Source organism: Sedimentibacter sp. B4 (genome assembly GCF_000309315.1).
Lineage (GTDB): Bacteria > Bacillota > Clostridia > Tissierellales > Sedimentibacteraceae > Sedimentibacter > Sedimentibacter saalensis.
This window is the reverse complement of sequence record NZ_CANG01000046.1, coordinates 89,111-114,335: the sequence shown is the minus strand read 5'-3', so window position 1 is coordinate 114,335 and position 25,225 is coordinate 89,111. Positions and strand designations below refer to the sequence as shown.

The window sequence follows — 25,225 nt, the reverse complement described above, 5'->3', positions numbered from 1 at the left end:
TTTAAACTGATTAAAGAATAAAATAATAATGCGGAGCATATTTGTGTGAGTTTTACTTAAATTAAAATGAAGTTTAATTGATGAACGTAAATTTTTCTATACTATTTTCAAATTATGCTTTTTAATTTTGCGATAAACATTTGATAAATTTAGCTTTAGTATTTGTGCAACCTTTGATGGCGATTTATGCTGTGTCAAAAGGTTGATTAATAACTGTTTTTCACATTCATCCATATAAGAATTTAATGAAAAGGTTTCAGTATCCTGTATAGGTATATCTGTAACTGATGGCAGGTTTGTCTGTGAAACTGTGCTCATGCCTTCATTTTCAATTTGTATCAGAAGTTCTTTCGGAACAGTTGAAATCAGCAATTCTGTATCAGGGGAAGATATAATCAGCCTCTCGACAAAATTTCGCAGCTCTCGCACATTCCCAGGCCATTCATAAGAAAGCATTGAGTTTAATACAATTTCATCCAATGCCTTTACACAGCTGTATTTTTTGCAGAAATACTGCATGTAAAACAAAGATAATGGAATTATATCTTCTTTGCGCTCGCAGAGCGGCGGAATATAGACTGATATTACATTGATACGGTAAAATAAATCCGAACGAAAGAGTTTTTGGCTGACAAGAGTTTGCAGATTCTCATTTGTAGCGCATACCAGACGAAAGTCTATTTCTTTTGGAACAACAGATCCCAGACGTGTTACTTGTTTGGTTTCAAGTACACGCAGCAGTTTTGCCTGAAGCCCAAGGGGCATGGAGTTGATTTCGTCTAAAAATAAGGTGCCACCGTTAGCTGCTTCAATCAACCCTTCTTTTCCGGAAGAAGCTGCTCCACTGAATGCACCTTTTTCGTACCCATATAATTCAGATTCTATGAGGTTTTCTGGAATTGCAGCACAATTCAATACAACAAATGGCCCTTTATTACGGAGGCTGTTCTGATGAATATATTTTGTTAAAACTTCTTTACCAACACCTGAAGGTCCGGAAATTAATATGGAGGCGTCAGTCTTTGACACTTGAAACAGCGTTTCAAGCAGTTGCTTCATTTGAGGACTTTCAGATACAATATCAAATTGCTGAGCCTTGGGATTCACTAAATGGCTTGTAATGACATGTCGATTTAACACGCCGGATTGAATACGTTTGCTTGTTTTTTCAATGGGTTCTTGTGTGAAAAAAATATATTTAATTGAGCCATCAGAATTAAAGGTTGGATTAGCAGTAGTAAGAAAATGATATGTTTTATTAAATATTATATCATTAATTGTGACAATAGTAGTCACAGGTGCATTTTTCTCTATAACCATCTCATAAACGCTATACGTCAGGTATCCCTGCTCTTTAAATTTCGGAATAGACATCCCCTCATAACTATCCCTTGATCTATTAAGAATATTACAATATTCATCGTTAACGTATAGATAATTACCTTGTGCGTCCAACACAAAAATGCCAATATCTATATTTTCCAGCACTGTGGTTAAAAACTCATAATTACTTTCCATAGAAATCTCCTATTATGATAATTTGAATTAATTATATTATTAAATTTGCAATATCGCAAGAATAAAATGCACAAATGCAAAAATTTGCGTTGTTGCGAAATAATTTTGCGATTTAAAAACAAACAATTTTGAATTTACAAATTACTTCCTTAATGATTTCGTTCGAATTACAACATTTTAAAATAAAAAAATACACCTATTAAAAAATAAATCAAATTGGCATTATAGTTGCTATCAATAAGTTGTATTAAAATTTGAATGAAATAAAGGAGGTTAATATTATGAGAATTGCTATTGTAGGTTGTGGAGCTATGGGCACAGTCCTGGGTGCATTTTTGACCAAGAATGGATGTCCTGTAGATTTTATCGATAACTACGAAGATCATGTAAAAGCATTGAATGAAAAGGGTGCTCATATTATTGGAAAGGTTGACTTTACGGTTCCTGTCAAAGCATACACACCTGACAAAATGGAAGGAATTTACGATATTGTCTTTTTGTTTACTAAGCAAACAGCCAATGAAGTTATTCTTCCTCAGTTGATTTCTCATCTTGATGAGAACAGCACTGTTTGTACTCTTCAAAACGGTGTACCGGAACCTTTTGTAGCAAAGTATGTTGGTGAAAACCGAACAATAGGCGGTGCAGTATTATGGAGTGCAACATTTTCTGCTCCAGGCGTCTCAGAATTGACTCAGGATGTGAGCAATCTTGATCACTTTTTTGATATCGGAGAAATCAATGGAAAAGTTACGAATCGTATCAAGAAAATAGCAGAGATTTTGAATCATATGGGTGCAACATCTGTGTCAGATAACCTTATGGCTTCCAGATGGGGCAAGCTGGTTAACAACGCATGCGTGAGCGGCATGTCTGCTGCCTGCGGATGTACATTTGGTGAAGTTATGCAAAATGAAAAAGCAAGAGCTTGTGTGAGCTACTTAGGTCGCGAGGTTATAGTTTGCTGTGAGGCAGAAGGCTATGAATTGCCACAACTGGTTTTGGGTCTGTCTCCTGCTTCTTTATCACTTAAAGATCAAGAGCAATTTAATGAAAATCAGCAGATGTTCATATACATGTATTCTTTCGCTCCAGGCGCTAAGGCAAGTATGCTTCAGGATTTGGAAAAAGGCAAGGTTACGGAAGTTCAAATGATTAACGGCTATGTTTCAGAAATAGGCAAAAAGCACGGAATCCCAACTCCATTTAACGATACTGTCATCGAAATTGTTAAGAAAATCGAAAACAAGGAATTACCTTTGTCTATCGATAATTTGCAATACTTTAAAGATGATTGGTTCACTTACCAGATGTACAAAGTAAAATAGTGTAAATTTACATTTGCAAATATTTTATAGATAAAAATGAATTTAGGAGAATTAATTATGAATGACAAAGTAATAATTTCATGTGCTTTAACAGGTGCACTTACACCAAAAGAAAAGAATCCGGCTGTTCCATATACACCTCAGGAAATAGCTGATGCAGCTTATGCTTGCTGGCAGGCAGGTGCTGCTGTTGTACATCTTCATATGAGAGATGATAATGGCATTGGAACTATGGACAAAGAAAGATTTAAAGAAAGTGTTCGCTTAATAAGAGAACATAAGGATTGTGATGTAGTTATAAACTGCACATCTTCCGGTGGTTTTGTTACAAATGAAGATGACAGGATGACTCATTTTGTCGAAGTTCCTGATATTGAAATGGGTTCATTCGATATTGGTTCCTTTAACTGGGGTGATACTTTTGTATTTGATAATAATCCTTCTTTCTTAAAAAAGCTATGCCATGTTTATAATCAATATGATGTTAAACCGGAAGTAGAGATATTCGATTATGGAATGCTTGGAAATGCTAAACACTACATTGAAAAAGGATATATTAAGAATCCAATGTGGTGTCAATTGGTTCTTGGTGTTTTAGGAGGAATGGATGCTACAGTTGATAATTTATTATACTTAGTCAGACATTTGCCGGAAAATGCTGTATGGTCTGCAACAGGAATCGGAACCGGACATCTTCCAATAATGTATGCAGCTTTAGCATTAGGCGGTCATATACGTGTTGGTCTTGAGGATAATCTATATATGTCTCGCGGAGAGAAAGCAACAAATCCATTGATGGTTGAAAGAGCTGTAAGAATTGTCAAGGAATTTGGAAAGCAACCGGCTACTCCTCAAGAAGCACGTGAAATTCTTGGTGTTAAGACATTTGTTCGATAATTTATCTTATTTACATTTTAGTAAGGTATGTGTATACCTGCTGATAAATTAAAAATTTAGGAGGCAATTATGAATAATAAAAGGGATGCTATGATAGTGGCGTATGGACGTTCACCGCTGGCTAAAGCATTTAAGGGATCTTTCGCAAAGACTCATCCCATAGAATATGGTGCACAGACACTGAAAGGTGTCATAGCAAAACTGCCTGGCTTTGATCCGAAAGTTGTTGATGACGTCATTGTAGGATGCGCTACACCGGAAAAATATACGGGGTATAATATAGGCCGTTTGATAGCTCAGCGTGCAGATTTGCCTGATTCTGTCCCGGGTCAAACAGTGAACAGGTTTTGTTCATCCGGTCTTCAGAGTATAGCCACAGCTGCAAATGCCATTATAGCAAATCAGATGGATGTGATAATAGCCGGCGGCATTGAAATGATGACTGATATGAACATGTTACATCCCCAGGAATATCAGGATGTGCTGTTGGCAGAACAAGTTCCCGGAACTTATATTTCTATGGGTTTAACTGCTGAAAATGTTGCAAAACGGTATGGTATTACAAGACATGATATGGAAGTTATGGCTGTAGAAAGCCATAAGAAGGCAGCTGCTGCTCAAGCGGCAGGAAAGTTTATTGATGAGATTATTCCAATAACAGTAAATACAGAAATTGGACAGATTGTTGTGACTCAAGATGAAGGCATTCGCCCAAATACAAATATAGAAGACCTGGCTGCACTTAAAACACCATTTAAGGAAGACGGAGCAGTAACTGCTGCTACATCATCCCAGATGACTGATGGTACTGGTTTTGTTGTATTGATGGCACGTGAAAAGGCTGAAGAACTTGGCTATACTCCTGTTGCAAAGTTTGTATCATTTGCTGTGGATGGTGTTGCTGCTGACGTCATGGGTGTAGGGCCAATTGTTGCTGTTCCTAAAGTAATGAAGAAAGCAGGGCTCACTTTAGATGATATGGATGTAATTGAAATTAATGAAGCATTTGCATCACAAGCAATTGCTTGCATACGTGAACTTAAGATGCCTTTGGAGAAAGTTAATCCAAATGGTGGGGCTATGGCTCTTGGACATCCGCTTGGTGCTACCGGAGCAATACTTACCTGTAAGGCGCTATCAGAACTTAAACGAATAAATGGCAGATATGCACTTATCACCATGTGTATTGGCGGTGGAATGGGTGCAGCCAGCATTTTTGAAATGGAGAATACTAAATAAAAAGACTTAAATATTCAAACTTGGGATTATGGGCAAAAATTAAGGAGGCATATGATGATATTTTATAACAGAGTTGCAGTTGTAACAGGTTCAACTCAAGGCATTGGACTTGCAATAGCAAAAAGGCTTGCAAAAGAAGGAGTAATAGTTGTAGTAACCAGCAGAAATATAGATAAAGTTAATGAAGCTGTTGATGAGATAAAAAGCGAGGGAGGAGAAGCATTTGGACTTAAATGCAATGTGACAAACAGAGAAGAAGTTAAAGCACTTGGGGAAAAGGTAATGGATAAATACGGACGAATTGATATATTAGTCAACAATGCAGGGATAACCAAAGATTCATCTTTTAAAAAGATGACTGATGAACAATGGGATGAAGTGCTTGATTCTGATTTGAAGTCTGTATTTATAGTTACACAGGAACTAAGCAAATATATGGAGTTAAACAAATATGGCAGAATCATAAACTTAAGTTCAGTTGTTGGTCTTTCAGGGAACTTTGGACAAGCAAATTATTCAGCAGCAAAGGCAGGAATAATTGGATTTACTAAGACATTATCCATGGAGCTAGGGAAAAAGGGAATTACTGTTAATGCCATAGCACCAGGTTTTATTGAAACAGCCATGACACATGAAATTCCTGAAAATATCAGGACAGAAATTATTGCAAGCATTCCAGTTGGCAGGACAGGGGAACCTGAAGATATAGCAGCAGCTATGGCATTCCTTGCATCTGAAGAGGCTGGATTTATAAGCGGGGTTACACTCAGTGTTAATGGAGCAATGTATAGAGCGTAGAAAAAATAGGACATATATTAAGTATTTGTATTTTTGAATTCTTCAACATACTTGAAATAAAAATAAATTCACAGATAAATTATAAATATCAAAATTAGTTTTAATATCAAGTTAATTTAGAGAAATTGAATAGAAGTTCATCCTTCAATTTCTTTAAAAATAAAAAATTAAAGGAGAAAAAACATGAATACACTAGGAATTATTGGTCTTTTATTAGCTGTAATGGTACTTGCTGTTGGCGCATACAAAGGATTTGGTGCCCTTGCATCTACACTGATCGCATCTCTTGTAGTAATACTTACAAATGGAATAGGTATATGGCAGGGATTTTCAGAATTTTATATGAATGGTTACGTAGGTGCTTATTCGGGTTATTTCTTGTTATTATGTTGTTCAAGCATGTACGCTAGTTTTATGAATGAATCTGGCTGTGCAACATCTATTGCGTATCAGTTTATTGACTGGTTCGGAAGGGCAAGAGTGTTACTTGTTTGCTATGCGATTACTGTAGTGCTGACCTATGGCGGTATAAGTTTGTTTGTCGTTATATATGCTTTGGCACCAATTGCGTACACGCTATTTAGAGAAGCAAATTTGCCACGACATTTAATAGTAGCTGCAACAGCGGCTGGCTCGTCGACACTTACAATGACTTCTCTTCCGGGAACGCCAGCGCTTACAAACGTTATTCCTACACAGTTTTTGGGGACGACATTAACTGCAGGTCCTATTTTTGGAATTATTGCTTCAATAGCATTTATTGTAATGACGTTGTTTTATTTTAATTACGCTGAAAAGAAAGCAAGAGCTAATAACGAATGCTGGATAAACCCTGTAGGTTTTGATATTGCAAAGAATGAAGCTGAGAGTCGCAGCATGCTGCCATCATCTTTTATAGCATTTTTACCGATAATAATACTGCTTGCTATACTTGTAGTGGGAAGCAGATTTGGGCTTAATTCCACCATGCTTGCTACGGGAGCTATGTTAGTTGGTACTGCGGTTGTATTTGCTCTAAACTTTGATAAATTCAAAGGGAAAAGTATTAAAAAGATACTATCCTCCGGATTAGAAGGCGGTATAGGAGCTATTGGGGGATTTGCAGCAGTTGTTGCTTTTGGTGCAGTTGTATCAAAATCTCAAGCTTTTGCATCAATAGTTGAATGGGTATTAAGCTTAAAAATGAATCCATATACACAAGGTGTTGTTGCAACGGGCGTAGTATCTGCTATAACAGGATCATCATCAGGTGGATTAAAAATAATGTTTGGTTCATTTACGGATAGCTTTTTAGCTTCAGGTGTGAACCTGGATCTATTACACCGTTTGGTAAGTATTGCTGCCGGTGCATTAGATACCTTACCTCATTCACCAGGAATATTCTTGACACTTGCAGTACTTGGGCTTACTCACAAGGACGCATACAAACATGTATTTGTTACAACTGTAGTAATACCTACTATTATTACATTAGTATCCTTAGTGATATTAATCATGTTTTTCTAAAGGTCAGAAAAATTTAATCATGTATTGCTAAGATAAAATACTGCGATGTGTCAGATACATCGCAGTATTAATAACATTATAAATTTATACTTAATAAAATCAACAAGTTTTTAGGAGGAAAATATGGACTGGTGTAATGAATATAAACAAAAATTAATGAATGCAGAAGAAGCAGTCAGACTTATTAATTCTGGGGAGAGAGTTTATGTCGGTACTAGTTCCAGTGTAGCCTTTGAATTAATGAAGGCGTTGTGGGATATGCGAGAAGAGCTTGAAGACATTGAGATAACAAGCAGTCTGGTACTAAAACCAACGTCATTATATGATGAAGTTGAAGGGAATCCATTTGCATTTGGAACCTTTTTTATGGGAGTTGAAGAAAGAAAGGCTAGAGACAATGGGTTGAAGCTAAACTTCACATCGGTTCATCTCAGTCAAATTGACAGCTGGTGCAATGAAGTTGCACGACCAGATGTATGCTTGTTTGACGTTTCAGAACCGGATGAGAATGGGTATATGTGTTTTGGCCCATCGGGCATTGCACTTCACAAATACCTGAAGGAAAATGCGGATAGGGTGATTGTACAATCTAACAAGCAGACACCATACATATTCGGACAAAATAACCTGATTCACGTTTCTGAGGTAGATGCAATAGTTGAGGTGGATGATACGCCGGCAACTTTAGCAAATCCAGAAATCGACGAAGTAACAAAAATACTTTCAAATATCATTGTTGACCAGGTTCCGGATGGTGCGACTATCCAGCTTGGACTGGGCTCGCTTTCAACTGCAATAGGATTTGGACTTCTTAATAAAAACGATCTTGGAATCCATTCTGAATTGTTGAGCGAACCAATGATGCAATTAATGATTAATGGAAATGTTACAAACAAGTACAAAGGATATATGGATGGAAAAAGTGTTTTTGGATTCGCTCTTGGATCAACTAAATTATACCAATATCTGAACAAGAACGAAAATGTTTATGGTGCAGAATTTCCATTTGTTAATGATCCGAGAAATATTGCAAAAAATAAGAAAATGATTTCAATTAATTCCACAATGGCCTTTGATATATTTGGCCAAGCAGCATCTGATTCATTTGGATGGAAACAACAAAGTGCTACAGGTGGACAACTGGATTTCGTAAGAGGTGCCCAGTGGTCGGAAGGCGGTAAGTCAGTTATTGCAACTACTTCAAGCTTTATAAAAAATGGAAAAAGAATTAGCAAAATAGTAACTTCACTTCCAGCGGGAACAGCAATTTCAACACCTAGGTCTGATGTTCAATATGTTGCTACTGAGTACGGATGTGTCAATTTAAAGATACTGAATATGTCAGACAGGGTAAAGGCAATGATTAGTCTTGCTCATCCGGAATTTAGGGATCAGCTCACGGAGGATGCTAAAAAGTTTAATCTTATATGATTTATAAATATATTCTTTTAAATGTAAGTCACATTGGGGGTATTTAATGATATAAAAAAGTACGTAGCTGTAACAAGAGCTACGTACTTCTATTCTAAAATTGAGCAATATAAAAATTGATAAATCATCATATCAACTGCTTTGTTATTTTAGCTTGGAATTATCGTAATTGTATGGAATGCTGGTGCCAACTGTTACATCTTCGATTTTTTCAATTATAAGCCAATCATCCATGTTGCTCTGATGATCAAAATTTAATGGAGCTATTTCTTCAACATTATCAAATTCAACAAGACAAAGACATTTTTTGTTCCATCGTTCAACTTGTTTTGGAGATAAATTTAATTTGGATTGATTTTTGTTTATTATTTCCAAGGATTCTTCTGGAGTAAGTTTAACGTAATTTTGTACTGAAGTTACTGTTGCTTTAGCAGTTATTAATCCGGTTCCTTTTTTCATGAAATACAACTCTTCGCCTTCAAACACTCTGCTGTGGGGTATTTTTCTTCCTGCAGCACTTCTGATTACCATTTGTTTTGACTTGTTTAATATTTTTTCTAATACTTTTTCCTTATCATCACAATATACTAAATGTACCATAATTCCTCCATGAGCGTTATTAAACAATCATCTGTTTAATACAAAAATACCCGTTATGGCATAAATTGTCAATATAATTATGTTTAGGCAGTTACTTTGTTCACACAATTAGAATTTAATGGTATAATATTTTATATTTATAAAAGCATAATAAGATAATTTAAATATAGAGAATCAAAGAAGAAAGCTGGTAAAAATTTGTCCCTTAAAATAGTTAAAAGGGGTTTTGACCCTGACGATATTAAAAACTTTTCACCGGAAAATATAAAGAAACTTAAAATTGCCCAGGAAGAGGTTCAATGGCTGTTGGACAGGGGGTATAAAATAAAACCAATCATTGAGCTTGTGGGCAATCACTATCAATTTTCTTTAAGAGCAAGAACAGCTCTTCAAAGAACCACATCCTCAACTGTTGAGTGTGAAAAAAGAAAATTTACCATGCTTTCATTGGATCATGCTAAGGAAGGATGCATATTTATTGATGGGTTCAATTTGATTATAACCTTGGAAGTTGCTTTGTCTGGAAGTCCTGTATTGCTTGGCAAGGACGGAGTTTTAAGAGACTTGGCAGGACTTAGGGGTACATATAAATTAATAGATAAAACTGATATTGCATTAGAACTCATAGGAAAAACATTAAAAGAATTATCAGTTCCTAATGTTAAATTTTATTTGGATTCTCCTGTTTCAAATTCAGGAAGACTGAAAAGCAGAATATTAGAGTGCTCAAAATCATGGAGAATACCGGTTGATGTTGAGCTTATATCAAATGTTGACGCTGAATTGTCACATATGGAGAGGGTAGTAACAGGAGATTCAATAATATTGGATGAATGCAAAAGCTGGTTTAATTTATCAAGAAAAATTGTTGATGATTACATACAAGATGCCTGGATTGTAGATTTACACTGATTTAAAATACAAATCTTACATGGCATTTAACCTGTAATATTTTAAAGTATAAAGAGAAAATAAGAGAGGAATTTATGAAATCTTTAATTGTTTATTGTTCTGAATACAAGAGCAATACTGAAAAAATTGCACGAATATTTGCTGAGAAAACAGATTGTGAGCTGATTAATATCAGGAATGTTATGGATGTTAGTGATATTAATACTGAAAACTATAATCTGATTGGGTTTGGTTCTGGAGTATACAGGGAGAGTATTTCACCAAAGTTGATTAAGCTGGTTGACAAATTGAATCTGACAGGAAAAAATGTATTTGTTTTTTCAACTAGCGGAGCTGGGATGAAATATTATAACAATAGTTTGATAAAGCTTTTGGATAAAAAAGCAGCAATAAACAGAGGCAGCTTTGCATGTAAAGGAAGCTTTAATGCAAGGGAATTTACAGATAAAAAGATTTTTGAATTCATGGAAAAATTATCAGAAGGACATCCTAATGATAGAGATTTAAAAAAGGCAGAAAAGTTTATTACAACAGTATTGGATTCGCTTTAAACCATGTTTTTTATACTACACCTTCAAACACAATTATAATATTATAATTGTGTTTTTTATATCCAAACATATATGCCTGTCAAATATCCAATCCATGTAATTTTAAAATTTTATGTACATATACTGTAATACATAAAATTTTAGGGGGATGTTGTGGCAAACAGGGCTTTAGTTATTTCATTATCTTTAATAATGCAGCTTTCAATTTATACCGTCCAGGACGTAGATGCTAACATTAATAATGACACTGCAGATTATAGCATGAATCAAGAGTATAGTGAAAGCTATGATCAGCAGACTGATATATTAGAATTTGAAACTGAGAATTTAATAACAACTGATGAAAGTCTCCAGAATTTGGAAATTGAGAAAATAAAAACTGACGTAAAGCAAGAAAACAAAAGAGAAATTGATCCGAACAAGCCAATGATAGCTTTGACATATGATGATGGTCCATCCAAGTACACTAAAGAAATTCTGGATTTATTGAAGGAAAATAATTCTGCTGCAACTTTTTTTGTTTTAGGGTCGCAGGCAAGCAAGTATGAAGAGACTGTTAAACAAATGATTGAAAATGGAAATCAAATTGGAAATCACAGCTATGACCACAAAAGGTTGACTTTGTTAAATGATGAAGAACTATATGACCAAATAAATAAGACTGACAATTTAATCTATGAGATAGCCATGTACAGACCTTTTGTAATGCGGCCGCCATATGGCTCAACAACCGAGGCTTTAAAAGAAAAAATTCAAAAGCCAATTATAAACTGGTCAATAGATACCCGTGACTGGGAAAGCAGGAATGCAGAAACAATCACACAAATTATTTATGAAAATGTAAAGGATGGAGATATAATTTTGATGCATGATTTATATGAATCATCCTTGGAAGCTTCAAAAACAGTAATTCCAGAGCTCATAAACAGAGGTTACCAGTTAGTTACAATAAGTGAATTGTCAGAAAGCAGAGAAGTTATGTTAAGAGCAGGACAAACATATTACAAAATTTACAAATGAATAGCAGTCTAATTTTCATATATTTTTATAAAAAGCTCCATCTGTTAAAGATGGAGTTTTGTGCATATGGACTATTAGCTAGATATGATGTAGACTAAGCATATGGAACAAATTGTAAAATTAATCGTCATAGATAATGTTAGTTTCAAATGACCTAAATTTATATAAAAGCTGTGAGAACATGAAAGGACTTGTTGGTTTGAGAAATGTTCATGAAACTCTAAGAAACAGCAAATAATATATTTTAAAAATGATAATACATATATTTTATTAATAGACAAAGGGGTATGTTATGAAAAAATTTGTTTATATTGCTATTATTCTTATAATTTCTTCATTTACGATGGTTTTTGCAAATTCAGGACCCGTGTATTGGCAGGGGTATCCATCATCTGATATTATGACCGTCGATAAAGATTCTCCCATTAAGGTTAAAAGTGAAGATCTCATTTTTGATTTTTCTGATGGAAATAATGATTTGCATTCTGTTCAAGCCAATGTAACTGCACAATATGAAATGACTAATCCAACTGATAAAACACAATCTGTTCAAATGGCATTCCCTTATATTGAAAGACTGTATAATATTAATTATGATAATATAAAAATAACTGCAAATGGCAAAGAGCTTCCTTATGAGGTTTATGCAGGCAATGTTGTTAACAGTTATGGAAACAGTTTTGAAGAAGATAAAGAAAAAAACTATGATTTTGATAAAATCGTAAACACAATATCCAACGATATTTATGATGCAAAAAGCTTTTCGGTATATGGAATCGGAAAATTATATTCCATAGAAATAAAACCAACTACCGAAAAGGGAATAGATTTTACTGTTGATTTTACTTATGACCAAGATGAAACAAAAATCCTTACAAAAAATTTCAATGGATTCAGCCTGAATGGCGGGAAAGCAAGGATTACTTCCGGCTGCTTTGACACTCAAATTGCAGAGATTTATGTTTTAGGCGAAGACATAAATATGGACATCAATGGATATGTCATTGGAGCTTCAAATGAAGAAACAGATTTGTTTACTTATGAAATAACTGAAAAAGAAGTTGATGTCAGGACATACTTGTTTGACAGTATGAAAAGTTATTCTTTTATAGATTTTGAACACATCTCAGATATTCAGCTATTTAACCTTTATGCAAGTGCATTGGATAAGTATTTCATAAACAATATGGGATTTTGCACTGTAGATGATATTTTAGCTGAAAGTGGATCTGTGAGAGTTATTACATTGGTCTATAATGTTGAGTTCCTTCCATCTCAAGACCAGACAGTGAGTGTAAGCTACAACACAAATGGAACAATGGACAAAAGAAACACTTCAAGTCCTCAGTATATATTTGATTATATTTTAAACCCTGCAAAAAACTGGAACAGTTTTAATAACCTGAACATTAAAATTATAACTCCACAGGAAGCACCGTTCGTTATTGACAGCAGCATTGAATTAAATAAAGAAAAAGGCAATATTTACACAGCTTCTTTAGAAAAACTACCGGAAGATGATTTGTCATTTACACTTTACTCTAAAGAAAAAGTAACATTGTATGACAAGATTGAAGGACGAATAAACAGAAGTTTTGGTTATTTTGCACCTATTGTTATTGGTATAATTGCATTCTTCATAATAGTCATCAGTTTTATAATTGCAAGGAAATTTAATAAAAGATAATCAATAAAAGCCTATTATTATATGAATAGATAAGGGAGGAAATATGCTAAAGACCTGCGGTATTAAATTTGTTGTATTGTTTATAATTTGTGTTTTCTTATTATCGATGGACACTCTTGCTTTTGGAATGGATTTTAACGATGACATACAAAAAATAACATTGGATTACTATTACTATGATGGATTTGGGCAGGACAAAGTAGTTCAAAGCGTTGAGGATGGAAGCTGGCATATTTTAAAACCAGATGGAAGCTTAATCAATTTAAAGGGAAAATATCTGGCTTTTGCAGGAATGGAAGGAAAAAATCAAATTTTCGATGACGATTATTACCGCTTCGTAATCGGAAATGACAGTTACCATATAGATTATTCAAACAGATTCATATATGTCGATAAAAATGGCCTGGAATGTTTTGTGGATGGATATAAATATGTTGATCCTACAAAAGGAGAAAATTATTTCATATTGAGGAATGTAAAGGGTGATGGATATAAAACTGGCTTGTACCATAAGTACAACAAGGTGTTGGTTATCCCGGCAGTATATGATACGTTGACTTATATCAGCGATGACAGGATTATTGCCTGTAAAAATGACAAATATGGATTCATGAACATCAAACAGGAAGAAATTATTCCATTTATATATAAATATATTGATTACATTAATGACAATTTCATTATTGCCATTAATGATGATGCAAAATATGGAGTAATCAATATAGATAATGAAGTGGTACTTTCATTTGAATATGATGAAATTTATAATATACACGAATATGGTGAATATTTGAGAATTTCTAAAAATAATAAATTTGGCTTGATTAATACTGCTACTGCTGAAATTGTAGTTCCTGTGGAGTATGACGGTATTGAATATTCAAGGAATGAAACTGCTGTAGCTGTAAAAGAAGGGCGTTGTGGAGTAATAGACGTAACAAATAAAATTGTTGTTCCCTTTATATATGATGCCATAATGAATTGTTATGATGGTTTTATAATTTACAAGGATGAAATGACAGGCTTTGTTAATGAAAAAGGAAGTGTAGTACTGCCTGTTGAATGTTATAACATTTCAGAAGTTAAGGACGGATTTATTACAGCAGTCATCGAAGACAAAAACGGTGAACATAAATATGCTGTTTATGATTTGAATGGTGAAGAAATAGTACCGCCCATATATGATTACATAGATTATTATGCCACTGATAAATACATGCTTGTAAATAAGGGCTGGTATGCATATTTAATAAATAAAGAAACCGGAAAAGAGATGCTTGCTGATTCCAAAATGTATTTTACAGATGTGAAATATATAAATGATAAATATTACGCAGGAGGATTAAGCGGCGGTTATGCTGTTGTTAATTTTGCAGGGCAGCGTCTCACACTTCACAATTATAATGATATTTCAATTATAAATATTGATGGAGAAGACATAATTGCAGCAAAATATCATACTGAAAGGTTTAATACATATTTTGATTATTTCAAGCAAACTAAAGGTCCTTCAATATGGGCAAAAGAAGAAGTAGTCAAGGCAATTGAAAGTAATTTGGTTCCATTTGAGTACCAGTCAGCGTTTACTTTTAATATAAAGAGATATGAATTTTGCAGCATAATAGTGGAGTTCCTGGAAGAATATCAAAACACTTCAAGAGAAGAAATACTTAAAAATAATAATATAGACCTTGTAAATCCACCAATAACAGATGGTTTCAGCGATGATATTGCCATATGTCTAAAATTAGGTATTGTTAATGGAAGGGGAAATGGTATATTTGACGGAGAAAGTGAAATTACAAGAGAAGAAGCAGCTGTTATGCTTACTAATCTGTCAAAGTATTTAGGATTGTACAAAGATTCAGATGATGTTTATTTAAATGATAAATCAAGTGTGTCGCCGTGGGCAATGGATGCAGTCAATTTTGTTCTTCAAAACAAAATGATGCAGGGAGTTGGCAATGACATGTTTTCGCCTAAAACAAATATTACTAGAGAACAGACTTACATCATTATGTATAGAATGTTGAATGATATTGATTTTTAAACAGTATTTTATATAGCATGAGTGTTTTTCATTAAGGGAGAGCAATTGCAAAGTTGTAAAAAATGGCTCGTGGAGGTATCATGTTAATTATGGGGACGTACCTTTTAGTTGTAATATTTTAAGTAATGTAACTAATAATATATAAACAAATATTACAATATAAAAAGGAAGGTGCAGAAACATGGCTAATAAATATGAAAAGGAACTAAACAATAGTAGTGACAAATATAACGAAAAACAGGACACATACAGAAATGACAGCGAATTAGCAGATAAAAACAGCTACATGATTTATGAACTGAACAATACATTCCATGACAAAGGCAAAAATGTTCTAAATGAAAATGTAGAACGCATGATTAAAAGCAGCAACAATAGCTTTTCAAGTAAAAACAGCAATAGCAATTTTGAAAGCAAACAAAACAATAAATCTCACAAATAAAATAAAAACATAAGGGACGGACCTTTTAAAATATAAGGTACGTCCCCGCAATATTTTCTAGCAGGGGGAACAAATGAAAAAAAATGAAACAAAAGTACTCTTAATTTTACTATTATTATTACTGCCCATAACATCTGCCTGTATCAATGTGAAAACATCAAATGACAGAATAGACAAAAGTGATTTCAAGGTTGTAGGGTATTATTCCGGAGATCTGTTTAATGAATCTGTTGAAAAGATTCAAACAATTAAATTGACTCATATAATGTATTCTTTTGTAATTCCAAAAACAGATGGAACGTTGCATGAACTGAAAAATTCTGAACAATTAAGAGAACTTGTGGAGAAGGCCCATGGAGACGGAACCAAAGTTTTCATTTCATTGGGGGGATGGTCATATGAAGGCAAAGTGCTTGAGCCTGTATTTAAGGAATTAGCATCAACAGATGTAAAAAGGAAAATCTTCATAGATAATGTCTGTGCGTTAGTTGATGAATACAATCTGGATGGCGTTGAACTTGACTGGGAGCATCCAAATAAGAGCACAGCAGACATTTATGAAAAACTTGTTATAGAATTAAGTGATGCACTAAAATTGAAGGAAAAAGAATTGACTGCAGCCCTTAACGGCTCATGGTACGAAAATTGGGCAGCTGAGGATACAAGCGTTATTACGGAAAGAAGTCTTGAAAGATTCAGTTTTATAAATGTAATGGCTTATGATATGAACAATGCAGATCACAGCCCCATATGGTTTTTCGAAAACTCCATTTCTTATTGGCTCAACAGAGGTCTTCCTCCAGAAAAGATTGTAATGGGAATTCCCCTTTATGCAAAACCAAGCTGGAAGCAATACAGACACATTGTAGCTGAAAATCCAGAATATGCCTTTACAGATTATGCTCCTACAACACCTCTTGAGTCCTATTACAACGGTATAAATACATTAAGAGAAAAAACTGTGATTGCACTTAATCGAGCAGGAGGTTTAATGCTGTTTGATATAAATGAAGATACAAACGATCAATACAGCATTGTGTCAATGATAGATGACATGCTTTCAAGAACAGAACAACTGTCAAAAGAAGAATTAAGCAATTATGTCACTGTAGTGATAAATAACAGAGAACTTGTTTTCTTGGAAGAAGAAGGTTATGGAGTTCCTTACATTGATAATCATGGAAGATTGATGGTCCCGCTCAGGAAATCAATGGAGTCTATTGGAGCAGAAGTAAGCTATGACAGCAAAAATCAAATTATAACAGCAGAAAAGGATGGCATAATCGTTAAGATACCTACCGGTGAAAAATATATAGAAGTAAACGGGCAGAATGTCAAGCTTGATACTATTTCAGTAATAAATGATAACAGGACATTCATTCCCATAAGGGCTATTTTTGAAGCATTTGGTTATGAAATAAAATGGCACGAAAATAGTAATACAGCAATATTAAAAAAATAAAAGCGGTAAAGATACATTATAGTTGATTATTCATCAAATACATAAAATATATGTGAAATCAATAAATAAGAAGATGTCCAAGTAACATTTAAGAATAAGAATAATTTTGCCACGGATTTAAGAAATATGTTATAATGATTAGGATTATGGAGTACCCTGAGCGCTTTGCGTGATAAATAAACGTAACTTCAAGGTCATCCTTTAGAATTAAATAACATATGAGGAGTATTATTATGTATTGTGTTGGTATAGATATTGGTTCTACTGCGGCTAAAGTAATTGTAATTTCAGAAGATAACAAAGAAATTGTGCATCATTTGGTCATGCCTACTGGATGGAGCAGCAAGGAGACTGCATTAAACATACAAAATTGGTTAAAAGAACGAAACATTACATCAGATAATTCCCATATAACAGCTACAGGCTACGGAAGAGTCTCTGTACCATATGCTCATAAGGTAATAACTGAAATAACATGCCATGGTAAAGGTGCCTATTATTTAAATGGAGGAGATTGTACAGTAATAGACATTGGCGGGCAGGACACCAAGATAATTTATGTTAAGAACGGAATGGTTTCAAATTTTATTATGAATGATAAATGTTCTGCTGGGACAGGCCGGTTCTTAGAAATAATGGCTAACACGTTAGGAGTTAATCTTGCAGAAATTTTTGACCTGGCAGAGGGAGGGAAAGAAGTTTCAATAAGCTCTATGTGCACTGTTTTTGCTGAATCTGAGGTCATCAGTCTGATCGGAAACGGCAGACCTAAGGAAGATATAGCATGGGGTGTTGTCAATTCAATTATTAATAAAGTCTATACATTAAGCACTAAATTGAATGCTGAAAACGATAATTTCTTTTTAACCGGAGGATTTTGTGGCAGTTTATATATGTGTGAACAATTGAGTAAAAAACTAAAAAAGAATGTTAGTTCAAATCATATGGCACGTTATGCCGGCGCTATTGGTGCTGCGCTTTCAAAATAAACAGGGATGATTATGAATAATAATTTGGTAAATCAATTAGAAGAATTTAAAAATCTGAGACATGATGCTTTCATTAAAGCTTATGTATTGAAAAATGAAGGAAAAATTATTGCAGGAATATACGGCAAAAATGTACCAAGAGAAATACTCTGGGCACTAGATATCATACCCATAAATATATTTGGAATAGATGGATCAAACATTGAGGCTGCCGAAAAATTAATAGATAAAAAAAGCTGTTCACTGTTAAAAGCTAGCTATGGTTATGTAGTAACAGACAGATGTCCATTTTCGCATTTCGCTGACATAATAATAGGAACAAATTATTGCTTTGATAAAGAATGCATGATTAATAAATTAAAAGGCAATAAACAAATTTACATAATAAATGAACATAAGGACGCAGCTGATCTGGTATCTGAATATAAAGATTTTATATATTTTCTTCAGCAAAAGTTCAATATAGATAAGTTTGATGAAGATAAATTTGTCAAAATAGTTAAGAAATTAAGTAATATAAGTAAATTGGTTCAAGAAATCACAGATATCTATATTAAGCACCCATATGTTATAGGAAGCAATGATTTAATAAACATTATCTATGGTAGTCAGTTTATTTTTGATTTGAATGAACGTATATATAAGCTACAACAGCTGAAGGAAACTCTTGAGAAAGCATTGTCTGAACCGACAGTTTCTTTCAATACTACAGGCAGCATATTAATAACCGGAGTACCCTTGGCAGGCTTTAATGAAGAAATTATAAAACCTCTTTCATCTTTAAATAAGGCTATTTTGACATCATCATGCTGTGAGGGTGAAAACTATAAAATTGTTGATGATTTTGAGGACTTGTACTTAAATTTAGCTCAAAAGTATATTTATGTAAGCAGTAAAGAAAATATTAATAGCATAATTTCTATATATAATATAGAGGCTATAGTGAATTTGAAAACTCAAGGATGTAAAGTTCAATTGGAAGAATATAATGATTTAGGTATTCCTTTTCTTCCTGTAAATATCGATTACAATTGTGATTATGAAGAAGTTACAACAAAGATTAAATCTTTTATAAATAAGCTGTAAATAATCAATACTAAATATAATAAAATATTTTTATTGAAAGACAATTTTGTATAAGTTTATGTTTCTTGTTAATTCAACATATTTCCACTATAATTGAAATTGGAATTGTTAAATAAATAATTATGTGGAGGGCTTACAATGCCAGATTACAGAGAAATGTGGAAAGACTTAGGTATGAATTTAGAGTTACATGACCAATTATGTGAAGTATTACCGGTAGCATTTGGTGATGTATATTTAACTCAGGACAACCGTCCTGAATCAATGGACTATTATAATTTTGTAGTATCAGAAATTCATGGAGTTCGTCCAGCAGAGCTTATTGAGCATCAGAAAAAAGGCGGAAAGGTTTTTGGAACATTTTGTGTTTACGTTCCAGATGAAATTGTCTTTGCAGCAGACGCTATTGCAACTGGATTATGTGGTGGTTCTCAATTTTGGGTTCCAGGAGGAGAAAAGGTTTTACCTACAAGTACATGCCCTCTGATTAAAGCTTCTGTTGGAGCAAGACTTGATAAAACTTGTCCGTTTTTCAGAATTGCAGATATGTATGTTGGCGAAACAACATGTGACGGAAAGAAAAAGGCGTGGGAAATACTTGCAGAAGATGTTCCTGTACATGTTATGGATTTACCTCAAATGAAACGTCCAAAGGATATTGCTGCTTGGGCAGATGAAATAAAAACATTTTTAGGAAAAGTAGAAGAATTTACAGGAAATAAGGTAACATCTGAAAGCTTAGCTAATGCAATTAGACTAATTAATGATAAGAGACGAGCTTTAGCACGACTATATTCATATAGAAAAAATGAAACCCTTCCAATAAGCGGTAAAGATATTTTGTTAATATCTCAGATTGCATTTTATGATGACCCGACACGTTTCACTTCAATGACAAATAAACTTTGCGACGAATTAGAGGAAAGAGTTAAAAATAATGTGAGCGTATTTCCGTCTGGGACAAAGAGAATTATGCTTACAGGTACACCACTGGCTATTCCTAATTGGAAGCTGCACCACATAATAGAAACAAGCGGAGCTGCCGTTGTAGTTGAAGAAATGTGTACCGGAACAAGATATTTCGAAAATTTAGTAGATGAAACAAAGACTACTATTGATGAACAACTAGATGCTTTGTCAAATAGATATATGGGCATCAATTGTGCATGCTTTACACCTAATGAAGGCAGAATAAAGGATATACTTCGTTTAGCTGAAGAATACCAAGTAGATGGTATCATTGATGTTAATTTAAAATTCTGTAATCTGTATGATACCGAGGGCTATAAGGTAGAAAGAGCTATAAAAGAAGCAGGTATTCCTGTTCTTGGAATTGAAACTGATTATACAGACCAGGACGCAGAACAATTGAGAACACGTATTGGTGCTTTTGTGGAAATGCTAGGAACCAAACAATTTGCTTAATAAGGAGATAACCAATGACAGAAAAAGAATATTACATAATTTTCCCCAATGTAGAAAATGGGCTAAGATTGAATGAGCTTCTAAAAGCTGAAAAGATTTCTGTCACAATTGCTCCTACACCGCGAGAAGCGACAAAATGCTGTGGCATATCACTTTTAATAAAAAATGAAAATGATATACCAATAATAAAAAAATGTATTGTTGATAATAAGATAGATATTTTAAATATTTTTGAAACAGTAAATAAAAAGGATCCAATGCGAAATAAGTTTTGCTAGGATAAATTAAAATGGGGACAAGATGGACAGAATTACTGTCACAGCTGAAATAATTTTGTCCCCTTGACTTATAATATTGTCATTGTATATCTAATTAAACATTAATTTTTCAATCATGTCTTTTGTTACGGAATCTAGATAATATGTAAAAAGCACCTGAAAAATGGTGTTTTTTTTATAAGTTACTGCTTTTAGAAATTAAAAGAAGTATAAGGAGGAAAAATGTAGTTTAATGTTTAGACTTGTGTAAATATCGTAGACACAAACCATCCATTTCTTTTAGTATATGGCGAGGATATGTTTCTGTTTAAAAAATTGAAATAAAGTGTATAAAGTAAAAATATGTTTAAAACATACAATAAATGTTATATAATGGGGCGATGGAAAATTTATACATTAAATATTAAACATATAAAAACAAATTCCTTTTGGGCGGAGATAATGAAAAATTACTTAAGGTACATGTACATATTTCTAATAATTGTTTTGATTAGCATTACTATTTTTAGTGTAACCAACAATGATGTTGAACTAAAAACGGTACAATCTGAAAAAGGTAAAATTGACTTAAATGAATGGGATGAATCTACACTGCTAAAATTAACAGGTGAATGGCAATATTATGATGGTTTGATGATAAAGGATATTGAAAAATCAACTTCTGAACAATATGTTGATGTACCCCATATATTTAAAAGAAATGAAAACATGGGCAATAACCCTTATGGAACAGCAACATATAAATTAAAAATTTCCGGATTAAACAAGGACATACATTACAGCATACAAATTTTAAGCATAACAAGCGCATACAGACTTACTGCCAATGGAAATGAAGTTTTAAAAGCCGGTCGGGTGGGATATACCCAAGAGGAACATGAACCTGAAATGAAGAAAAAGCTTGGATATTTTAGGCCTGACGAAGATGGTAATGTTGAACTGTTAATTGAAATATCTAATTATTCATACAACTACGGAGGTTTTTGGAGAATTGCCTTGTTGGGGGACGAAAATATTATGTACAAATATTCTTCTCAACAGGAACGTCAACAAATATTTCTATTTTCTTCTTTGATGACATTAGGTTTGTTTTTCCTGGGACTTTATTCTATAAACGGAAGTTTTAAACCGCTTTTATATTTTTCTTTTATATGTCTTTTGACATCTATCAGAGTGCTGCTGACAAATTATAAACTGTTTTATGATTTTATTTATAATTTATCATGGGAAGCAGGAACAAGATTGGAGTTTCTAACCGGTTATCTTATGCTGCCATTATTCGGCATGTTTTTTAATTCAATGAATTATGCAATGCCAAATAAGTATGTCCATAACGCATGTAAATTCTTTATAGCAATAAGCATATTTATAACCGCGTTTACTGATAATGAAATTTACGCTAATCTCCTCCAACCATACATTTGGTTATGTATAATAAGCTTTCCTTACTTTGGATATGTGCTGTTTGAAGGTTTAAAAAGAAAGATGGCAGGAGTCAAAATCATAATTGTTGGTATTTTATCTGTAATAATATGCATGCTGGCAGATTCGTTTATGAACATAGGTTATGACATATTACCTATAGGAACCTTCTTTTTTTTAATAAGCTATTCTGTTGTTGTAATTGAAAACTTAGTTCAGATAATTCAACAAAATTATTATTTGGAAGAGGTAGTTACAACGGATTCGCTTACAGGTTTATATAATAGATACTATTTAAACAGACTTATAAAAAAAGGATTCAAAGTTGAAGATGGAAAACGTCTTTATGTATTGTTTTTTGATTTGGATAAATTTAAATATATAAATGATGAATACGGACACAGTGTTGGTGATGAAATTTTGAGAGAAAGCTCTAAAAGATTAAGGGGAAGCTTTCATCGTGAGACAGATGTATTGTGCCGCTTTGGAGGAGATGAATTTGTAGCATTTGTCAGCGTAAAGGACAATGACAGAAACATAGAAAGCATAATAAAAAGAATTAAACAAAGTTTTTCAGAGCCATTTTTTGTGGAAAAAAATAATTTTTTTATCACTGTGAGCATTGGCGTTTCAGAATTTCATAACGGGGATGATATGGAAAAAACCATACATAGGAGTGATTATGCCATGTATGCAGAAAAACAAAGCCGTTTAAAGGCAGTTTTTGACAGTAGTTCAATTTAAACAGGAACCAGAATTTCAAAAAAAATATAGGGAATATTTGTTGCTAAAGATGCTGAAGGGGTGAAGTTTAAATTAAACCTCAGCCCCTTATTAATTTATTTGTTCTTCTTTGCCATAGGGTCGGTGATCATCTCATAACCTCCCATGCTGGTTATGGTTATTAAAATAGCATTTAGTATCATCATTATAATATCTTGTGCCTCTTTGCCTGTATTAGCAAAAAAGAAAGTCAGAATTAATGATATTATAAAACTGTAAATTCTTACAAATGAATCTCCTAGTTTATTTTTAATTATAGATTTAGTAAACTGTACGATTAGCATAGTAGCACCAGTGATACCCGCAAAGGTTGTTAGTACATCAGCGGTCATAAAATCATTAAACATTTAATCACTCCCTAATTATAGTATTAATAAATTTTATGCTTGTTTTATGTTTTAAGAATTAAAAATATTTTATCATTCTGCAAACAATACTGCGTCAGGAAAGGTGATGTTAAAAGCAGGAATGAAATTAGAAGGCTTAGCAAAGCAAAAATATAAAAGCAACGTAGGGTTTGAAGATAGTTATATGTATTCAATTTTAAAAGAAGAATTTAGCAGGAGGTTAAAATGAAATTTCAAAGTCCAGTATTGGTTGTAAACGATATGGAAGAATCCAAAAAGTTCTATAAAGATGTGCTGGGATTAAGGGTTATTTTGGATTTTGGAGCTAATGTCACTTTAACTGGTGGTGTTGCTTTGCAGACAAAAGAAAGCTGGAAAGAATTTATTCATAAAGAGGATAATGAAATAAATTTTAGTGGCAATGATGCTGAACTATGTTTTGAAGAAGATGATTTTGACAGCTTTATTGAAAAATTAAATGATGTAAAATTTATTGATTATGTTCATCCTGTTGTTGAGCATTCTTGGGGGCAAAGAGTTGTTCGTTTCTATGATTTAGACAAGCATATCATCGAAGTTGGAGAAAATATGAAGACAGTATGTAAACGGTTTTTACTTAACGGTCTCACTGTAGAAGAAACAGCAAAAAAGATGGATGTTCCCATTAAATATGTACAAAAATGTACTAAATAGAATATGATATATAAAAATCTCAAAGGATGAGAGCCTTTGAGTTTTATTTTTCCTTTTTATTATTTATTTGCTCCTGAGCAGCGGCTGTTAAAATAGTCTGACCAATATTATTAATAAATTTTCCAAGTATAATTTGATCTTTTGCTTCTATGCTGTCAATTAATAAAATACCGATCAAGGATGACAAAAGAATAAATTGCTTGGGAGGCAGTGACGTAATGCATGAAACTAAGGCCTTGTATGTATTGTTAGATACATTATTTTCTCTGACTGTTTCAGAAGTGTTATCAATACCTAAAGTTCTAATTATATCTTCAAAACCCATTCTTTCTTTGTCCATATAACCATTCCTTCTTAAAGTATACTATATTAATATATGCCTTATTTCATTTGTGGTTCTGTTTTTTGTTTTGATTAACTATGAAAAAACATAGGTACTAATAAATTTCATAATGTATTTACTTATATAAATGGCTTTGATACATTTTAGAATATTGCTATGAATCAAAATGAAAAAGCCGTATAATTTAAGAGTTAATATTTTGGTAAGGATGAGGATTCCTTCCATGTTTTTCGCCAATGAGGCAGGTGTTTTGTTAGAAGGATGAAATATGTTTGTCCATAATTCTGACTGTTTCATAAAGTTAAATCTTGCCTGCACAAAATCTGTCCTAGCTGAGGGGCTGAAAAGAATATGTGATGCTGTAAATAAAGATGAATAAAGCGATGTTTTTTCCGGAATATTTTCAAAATGATGTATC

At 33.2% G+C, this 25,225-nt stretch carries 24 protein-coding genes and 1 pseudogene; 21 read left to right on the top strand and 4 right to left on the bottom strand.

Features of this window, described 5'->3' with window-relative positions; genetic code table 11:
* Positions 1-96: 96 nt before the first annotated feature.
* A complete protein-coding gene (locus BN358_RS09795; RefSeq protein ID WP_019229075.1) occupies positions 97-1,518 on the bottom strand; it encodes a sigma-54-dependent Fis family transcriptional regulator in 1,422 nt (473 codons plus the stop codon).
* 281 nt (positions 1,519-1,799) lie between these two features.
* On the opposite strand from BN358_RS09795, the gene BN358_RS09790 reads away from it, so the two are divergent.
* The 6 genes from BN358_RS09790 (at position 1,800) to BN358_RS09765 (ending at position 8,717) form a co-directional block, all read left to right on the top strand.
* On the top strand, positions 1,800-2,846 hold the full coding sequence (locus BN358_RS09790; RefSeq protein ID WP_019229074.1) for a ketopantoate reductase family protein: 1,047 nt from the start codon (positions 1,800-1,802) through the stop codon (positions 2,844-2,846).
* Between the two features lie 57 nt (positions 2,847-2,903).
* Positions 2,904-3,743: a 3-keto-5-aminohexanoate cleavage protein gene (locus BN358_RS09785; protein ID WP_019229073.1), complete on the top strand. Its 840-nt coding sequence runs from the start codon at positions 2,904-2,906 to the stop codon at positions 3,741-3,743.
* Positions 3,744-3,812: 69 nt separating this feature from the next.
* Positions 3,813-4,982 carry a thiolase family protein gene (locus BN358_RS09780; RefSeq protein ID WP_019229072.1) on the top strand — a complete coding sequence of 390 codons (1,170 nt, stop codon included), beginning with the start codon at positions 3,813-3,815 and terminating at the stop codon, positions 4,980-4,982.
* Between the two features lie 54 nt (positions 4,983-5,036).
* On the top strand, positions 5,037-5,780 hold the full coding sequence (gene fabG, locus BN358_RS09775) for a 3-oxoacyl-[acyl-carrier-protein] reductase (RefSeq protein ID WP_019229071.1): 744 nt from the start codon (positions 5,037-5,039) through the stop codon (positions 5,778-5,780).
* A 183-nt stretch (positions 5,781-5,963) separates the two neighbouring features.
* Positions 5,964-7,286: a GntP family permease gene (locus tag BN358_RS09770; RefSeq protein WP_019229070.1), complete on the top strand. Its 1,323-nt coding sequence runs from the start codon at positions 5,964-5,966 to the stop codon at positions 7,284-7,286.
* A 123-nt stretch (positions 7,287-7,409) separates the two neighbouring features.
* Complete coding sequence (locus BN358_RS09765; RefSeq protein WP_019229069.1) at positions 7,410-8,717, top strand: acetyl-CoA hydrolase/transferase family protein; 1,308 nt, start codon at positions 7,410-7,412, stop codon at positions 8,715-8,717.
* A gap of 144 nt (positions 8,718-8,861) precedes the next feature.
* On the opposite strand, the gene BN358_RS09760 is transcribed toward BN358_RS09765, so the two are convergent.
* Complete coding sequence (locus tag BN358_RS09760; protein ID WP_019229068.1) at positions 8,862-9,317, bottom strand: hypothetical protein; 456 nt, start codon at positions 9,315-9,317, stop codon at positions 8,862-8,864.
* 198 nt (positions 9,318-9,515) lie between these two features.
* Between BN358_RS09760 and BN358_RS09755 the strand changes: the two genes are divergently transcribed.
* From BN358_RS09755 to BN358_RS09700, 12 genes are all read left to right on the top strand, one after another.
* The gene (locus BN358_RS09755; protein WP_019229067.1) at positions 9,516-10,229 is read left to right on the top strand and encodes a DUF434 domain-containing protein; all 714 of its coding nucleotides are present in this window, start codon (positions 9,516-9,518) and stop codon (positions 10,227-10,229) included.
* A gap of 74 nt (positions 10,230-10,303) precedes the next feature.
* Positions 10,304-10,780, top strand: coding sequence for a flavodoxin domain-containing protein (locus BN358_RS09750; RefSeq protein WP_019229066.1), 477 nt, complete (start codon positions 10,304-10,306; stop codon positions 10,778-10,780).
* Positions 10,781-10,933: 153 nt separating this feature from the next.
* Positions 10,934-11,800, top strand: a complete 867-nt coding sequence (locus tag BN358_RS09745) for a polysaccharide deacetylase family protein (protein ID WP_019229065.1) — start codon at positions 10,934-10,936, stop codon at positions 11,798-11,800.
* 292 nt (positions 11,801-12,092) lie between these two features.
* The gene (locus tag BN358_RS09740) at positions 12,093-13,487 is read left to right on the top strand and encodes a hypothetical protein (protein ID WP_019229064.1); all 1,395 of its coding nucleotides are present in this window, start codon (positions 12,093-12,095) and stop codon (positions 13,485-13,487) included.
* Positions 13,488-13,530: 43 nt separating this feature from the next.
* The gene (locus BN358_RS09735; protein WP_019229063.1) at positions 13,531-15,537 is read left to right on the top strand and encodes a WG repeat-containing protein; all 2,007 of its coding nucleotides are present in this window, start codon (positions 13,531-13,533) and stop codon (positions 15,535-15,537) included.
* Between the two features lie 181 nt (positions 15,538-15,718).
* A complete protein-coding gene (locus BN358_RS09730; RefSeq protein ID WP_019229062.1) occupies positions 15,719-15,979 on the top strand; it encodes a hypothetical protein in 261 nt (86 codons plus the stop codon).
* A 73-nt stretch (positions 15,980-16,052) separates the two neighbouring features.
* On the top strand, positions 16,053-17,441 hold the full coding sequence (locus BN358_RS22355; RefSeq protein WP_019229061.1) for a glycosyl hydrolase family 18 protein: 1,389 nt from the start codon (positions 16,053-16,055) through the stop codon (positions 17,439-17,441).
* A gap of 233 nt (positions 17,442-17,674) precedes the next feature.
* On the top strand, positions 17,675-18,430 hold the full coding sequence (locus BN358_RS09720; RefSeq protein ID WP_019229060.1) for an acyl-CoA dehydratase activase: 756 nt from the start codon (positions 17,675-17,677) through the stop codon (positions 18,428-18,430).
* A gap of 12 nt (positions 18,431-18,442) precedes the next feature.
* A complete protein-coding gene (locus BN358_RS09715) occupies positions 18,443-19,516 on the top strand; it encodes a 2-hydroxyacyl-CoA dehydratase family protein (RefSeq protein ID WP_019229059.1) in 1,074 nt (357 codons plus the stop codon).
* 138 nt (positions 19,517-19,654) lie between these two features.
* Positions 19,655-20,941, top strand: coding sequence for a double-cubane-cluster-containing anaerobic reductase (locus BN358_RS09710; RefSeq protein WP_019229058.1), 1,287 nt, complete (start codon positions 19,655-19,657; stop codon positions 20,939-20,941).
* A 14-nt stretch (positions 20,942-20,955) separates the two neighbouring features.
* A complete protein-coding gene (locus tag BN358_RS09705; protein WP_019229057.1) occupies positions 20,956-21,219 on the top strand; it encodes a DUF3343 domain-containing protein in 264 nt (87 codons plus the stop codon).
* Between the two features lie 441 nt (positions 21,220-21,660).
* Positions 21,661-23,385 (top strand): diguanylate cyclase, encoded by a 1,725-nt coding sequence (locus BN358_RS09700; protein WP_019229056.1) that lies wholly within the window; start codon positions 21,661-21,663, stop codon positions 23,383-23,385.
* 95 nt (positions 23,386-23,480) lie between these two features.
* Here BN358_RS09700 and BN358_RS09695 read toward each other — a convergent pair whose 3' ends face one another.
* Positions 23,481-23,771, bottom strand: a complete 291-nt coding sequence (locus BN358_RS09695) for a hypothetical protein (protein ID WP_019229055.1) — start codon at positions 23,769-23,771, stop codon at positions 23,481-23,483.
* 106 nt (positions 23,772-23,877) lie between these two features.
* Here BN358_RS09695 and BN358_RS26005 point away from each other — a divergent pair, with 106 nt between their 5' ends.
* Positions 23,878-24,000, top strand: coding sequence for a GNAT family protein (locus BN358_RS26005; protein WP_019229054.1), 123 nt, complete (start codon positions 23,878-23,880; stop codon positions 23,998-24,000).
* Complete coding sequence (locus BN358_RS09690; protein ID WP_019229053.1) at positions 23,997-24,464, top strand: VOC family protein; 468 nt, start codon at positions 23,997-23,999, stop codon at positions 24,462-24,464. The genes BN358_RS26005 and BN358_RS09690 overlap by 4 nt, the downstream gene beginning before the upstream one ends.
* Positions 24,465-24,507: 43 nt before the next feature.
* Here BN358_RS09690 and BN358_RS09685 read toward each other — a convergent pair whose 3' ends face one another.
* Complete coding sequence (locus tag BN358_RS09685) at positions 24,508-24,804, bottom strand: hypothetical protein (RefSeq protein WP_019229052.1); 297 nt, start codon at positions 24,802-24,804, stop codon at positions 24,508-24,510.
* A gap of 217 nt (positions 24,805-25,021) precedes the next feature.
* Between BN358_RS09685 and BN358_RS27515 the strand changes: the two are divergent.
* Positions 25,022-25,186: pseudogene (locus tag BN358_RS27515) on the top strand (aminotransferase); the annotation flags it as partial.
* Between the last annotated feature and the right edge of the window lie 39 nt (positions 25,187-25,225).

Excerpts from the sequence above, each read along its gene's own strand:
- BN358_RS09690 (WP_019229053.1), top strand. The coding sequence starts at position 23,997 with ATGAAATTTCAAAGTCCAGTATTGGTTGTAAACGATATGGAAGAATCC.
- BN358_RS09735 (WP_019229063.1), top strand. The coding sequence starts at position 13,531 with ATGCTAAAGACCTGCGGTATTAAATTTGTTGTATTGTTTATAATTTGT.
- BN358_RS09750 (WP_019229066.1), top strand. The coding sequence starts at position 10,304 with ATGAAATCTTTAATTGTTTATTGTTCTGAATACAAGAGCAATACTGAA.
- BN358_RS09720 (WP_019229060.1), top strand. The coding sequence starts at position 17,675 with ATGTATTGTGTTGGTATAGATATTGGTTCTACTGCGGCTAAAGTAATT.
- BN358_RS09685 (WP_019229052.1), bottom strand. The coding sequence starts at position 24,804 with ATGGACAAAGAAAGAATGGGTTTTGAAGATATAATTAGAACTTTAGGT.
- fabG (WP_019229071.1), top strand. The coding sequence starts at position 5,037 with ATGATATTTTATAACAGAGTTGCAGTTGTAACAGGTTCAACTCAAGGC.
- BN358_RS09730 (WP_019229062.1), top strand. The coding sequence starts at position 15,719 with ATGGCTAATAAATATGAAAAGGAACTAAACAATAGTAGTGACAAATAT.
- BN358_RS09715 (WP_019229059.1), top strand. The coding sequence starts at position 18,443 with ATGAATAATAATTTGGTAAATCAATTAGAAGAATTTAAAAATCTGAGA.
- BN358_RS09785 (WP_019229073.1), top strand. The coding sequence starts at position 2,904 with ATGAATGACAAAGTAATAATTTCATGTGCTTTAACAGGTGCACTTACA.
- BN358_RS09795 (WP_019229075.1), bottom strand. The coding sequence starts at position 1,518 with ATGGAAAGTAATTATGAGTTTTTAACCACAGTGCTGGAAAATATAGAT.
- BN358_RS09780 (WP_019229072.1), top strand. The coding sequence starts at position 3,813 with ATGAATAATAAAAGGGATGCTATGATAGTGGCGTATGGACGTTCACCG.
- BN358_RS09710 (WP_019229058.1), top strand. The coding sequence starts at position 19,655 with ATGCCAGATTACAGAGAAATGTGGAAAGACTTAGGTATGAATTTAGAG.
- BN358_RS09705 (WP_019229057.1), top strand. The coding sequence starts at position 20,956 with ATGACAGAAAAAGAATATTACATAATTTTCCCCAATGTAGAAAATGGG.
- BN358_RS09760 (WP_019229068.1), bottom strand. The coding sequence starts at position 9,317 with ATGGTACATTTAGTATATTGTGATGATAAGGAAAAAGTATTAGAAAAA.
- BN358_RS09765 (WP_019229069.1), top strand. The coding sequence starts at position 7,410 with ATGGACTGGTGTAATGAATATAAACAAAAATTAATGAATGCAGAAGAA.
- BN358_RS22355 (WP_019229061.1), top strand. The coding sequence starts at position 16,053 with ATGAAAAAAAATGAAACAAAAGTACTCTTAATTTTACTATTATTATTA.
- BN358_RS09740 (WP_019229064.1), top strand. The coding sequence starts at position 12,093 with ATGAAAAAATTTGTTTATATTGCTATTATTCTTATAATTTCTTCATTT.
- BN358_RS09700 (WP_019229056.1), top strand. The coding sequence starts at position 21,661 with ATGAAAAATTACTTAAGGTACATGTACATATTTCTAATAATTGTTTTG.
- BN358_RS09695 (WP_019229055.1), bottom strand. The coding sequence starts at position 23,771 with ATGTTTAATGATTTTATGACCGCTGATGTACTAACAACCTTTGCGGGT.
- BN358_RS09770 (WP_019229070.1), top strand. The coding sequence starts at position 5,964 with ATGAATACACTAGGAATTATTGGTCTTTTATTAGCTGTAATGGTACTT.
- BN358_RS26005 (WP_019229054.1), top strand. The coding sequence starts at position 23,878 with ATGTTAAAAGCAGGAATGAAATTAGAAGGCTTAGCAAAGCAAAAATAT.
- BN358_RS09790 (WP_019229074.1), top strand. The coding sequence starts at position 1,800 with ATGAGAATTGCTATTGTAGGTTGTGGAGCTATGGGCACAGTCCTGGGT.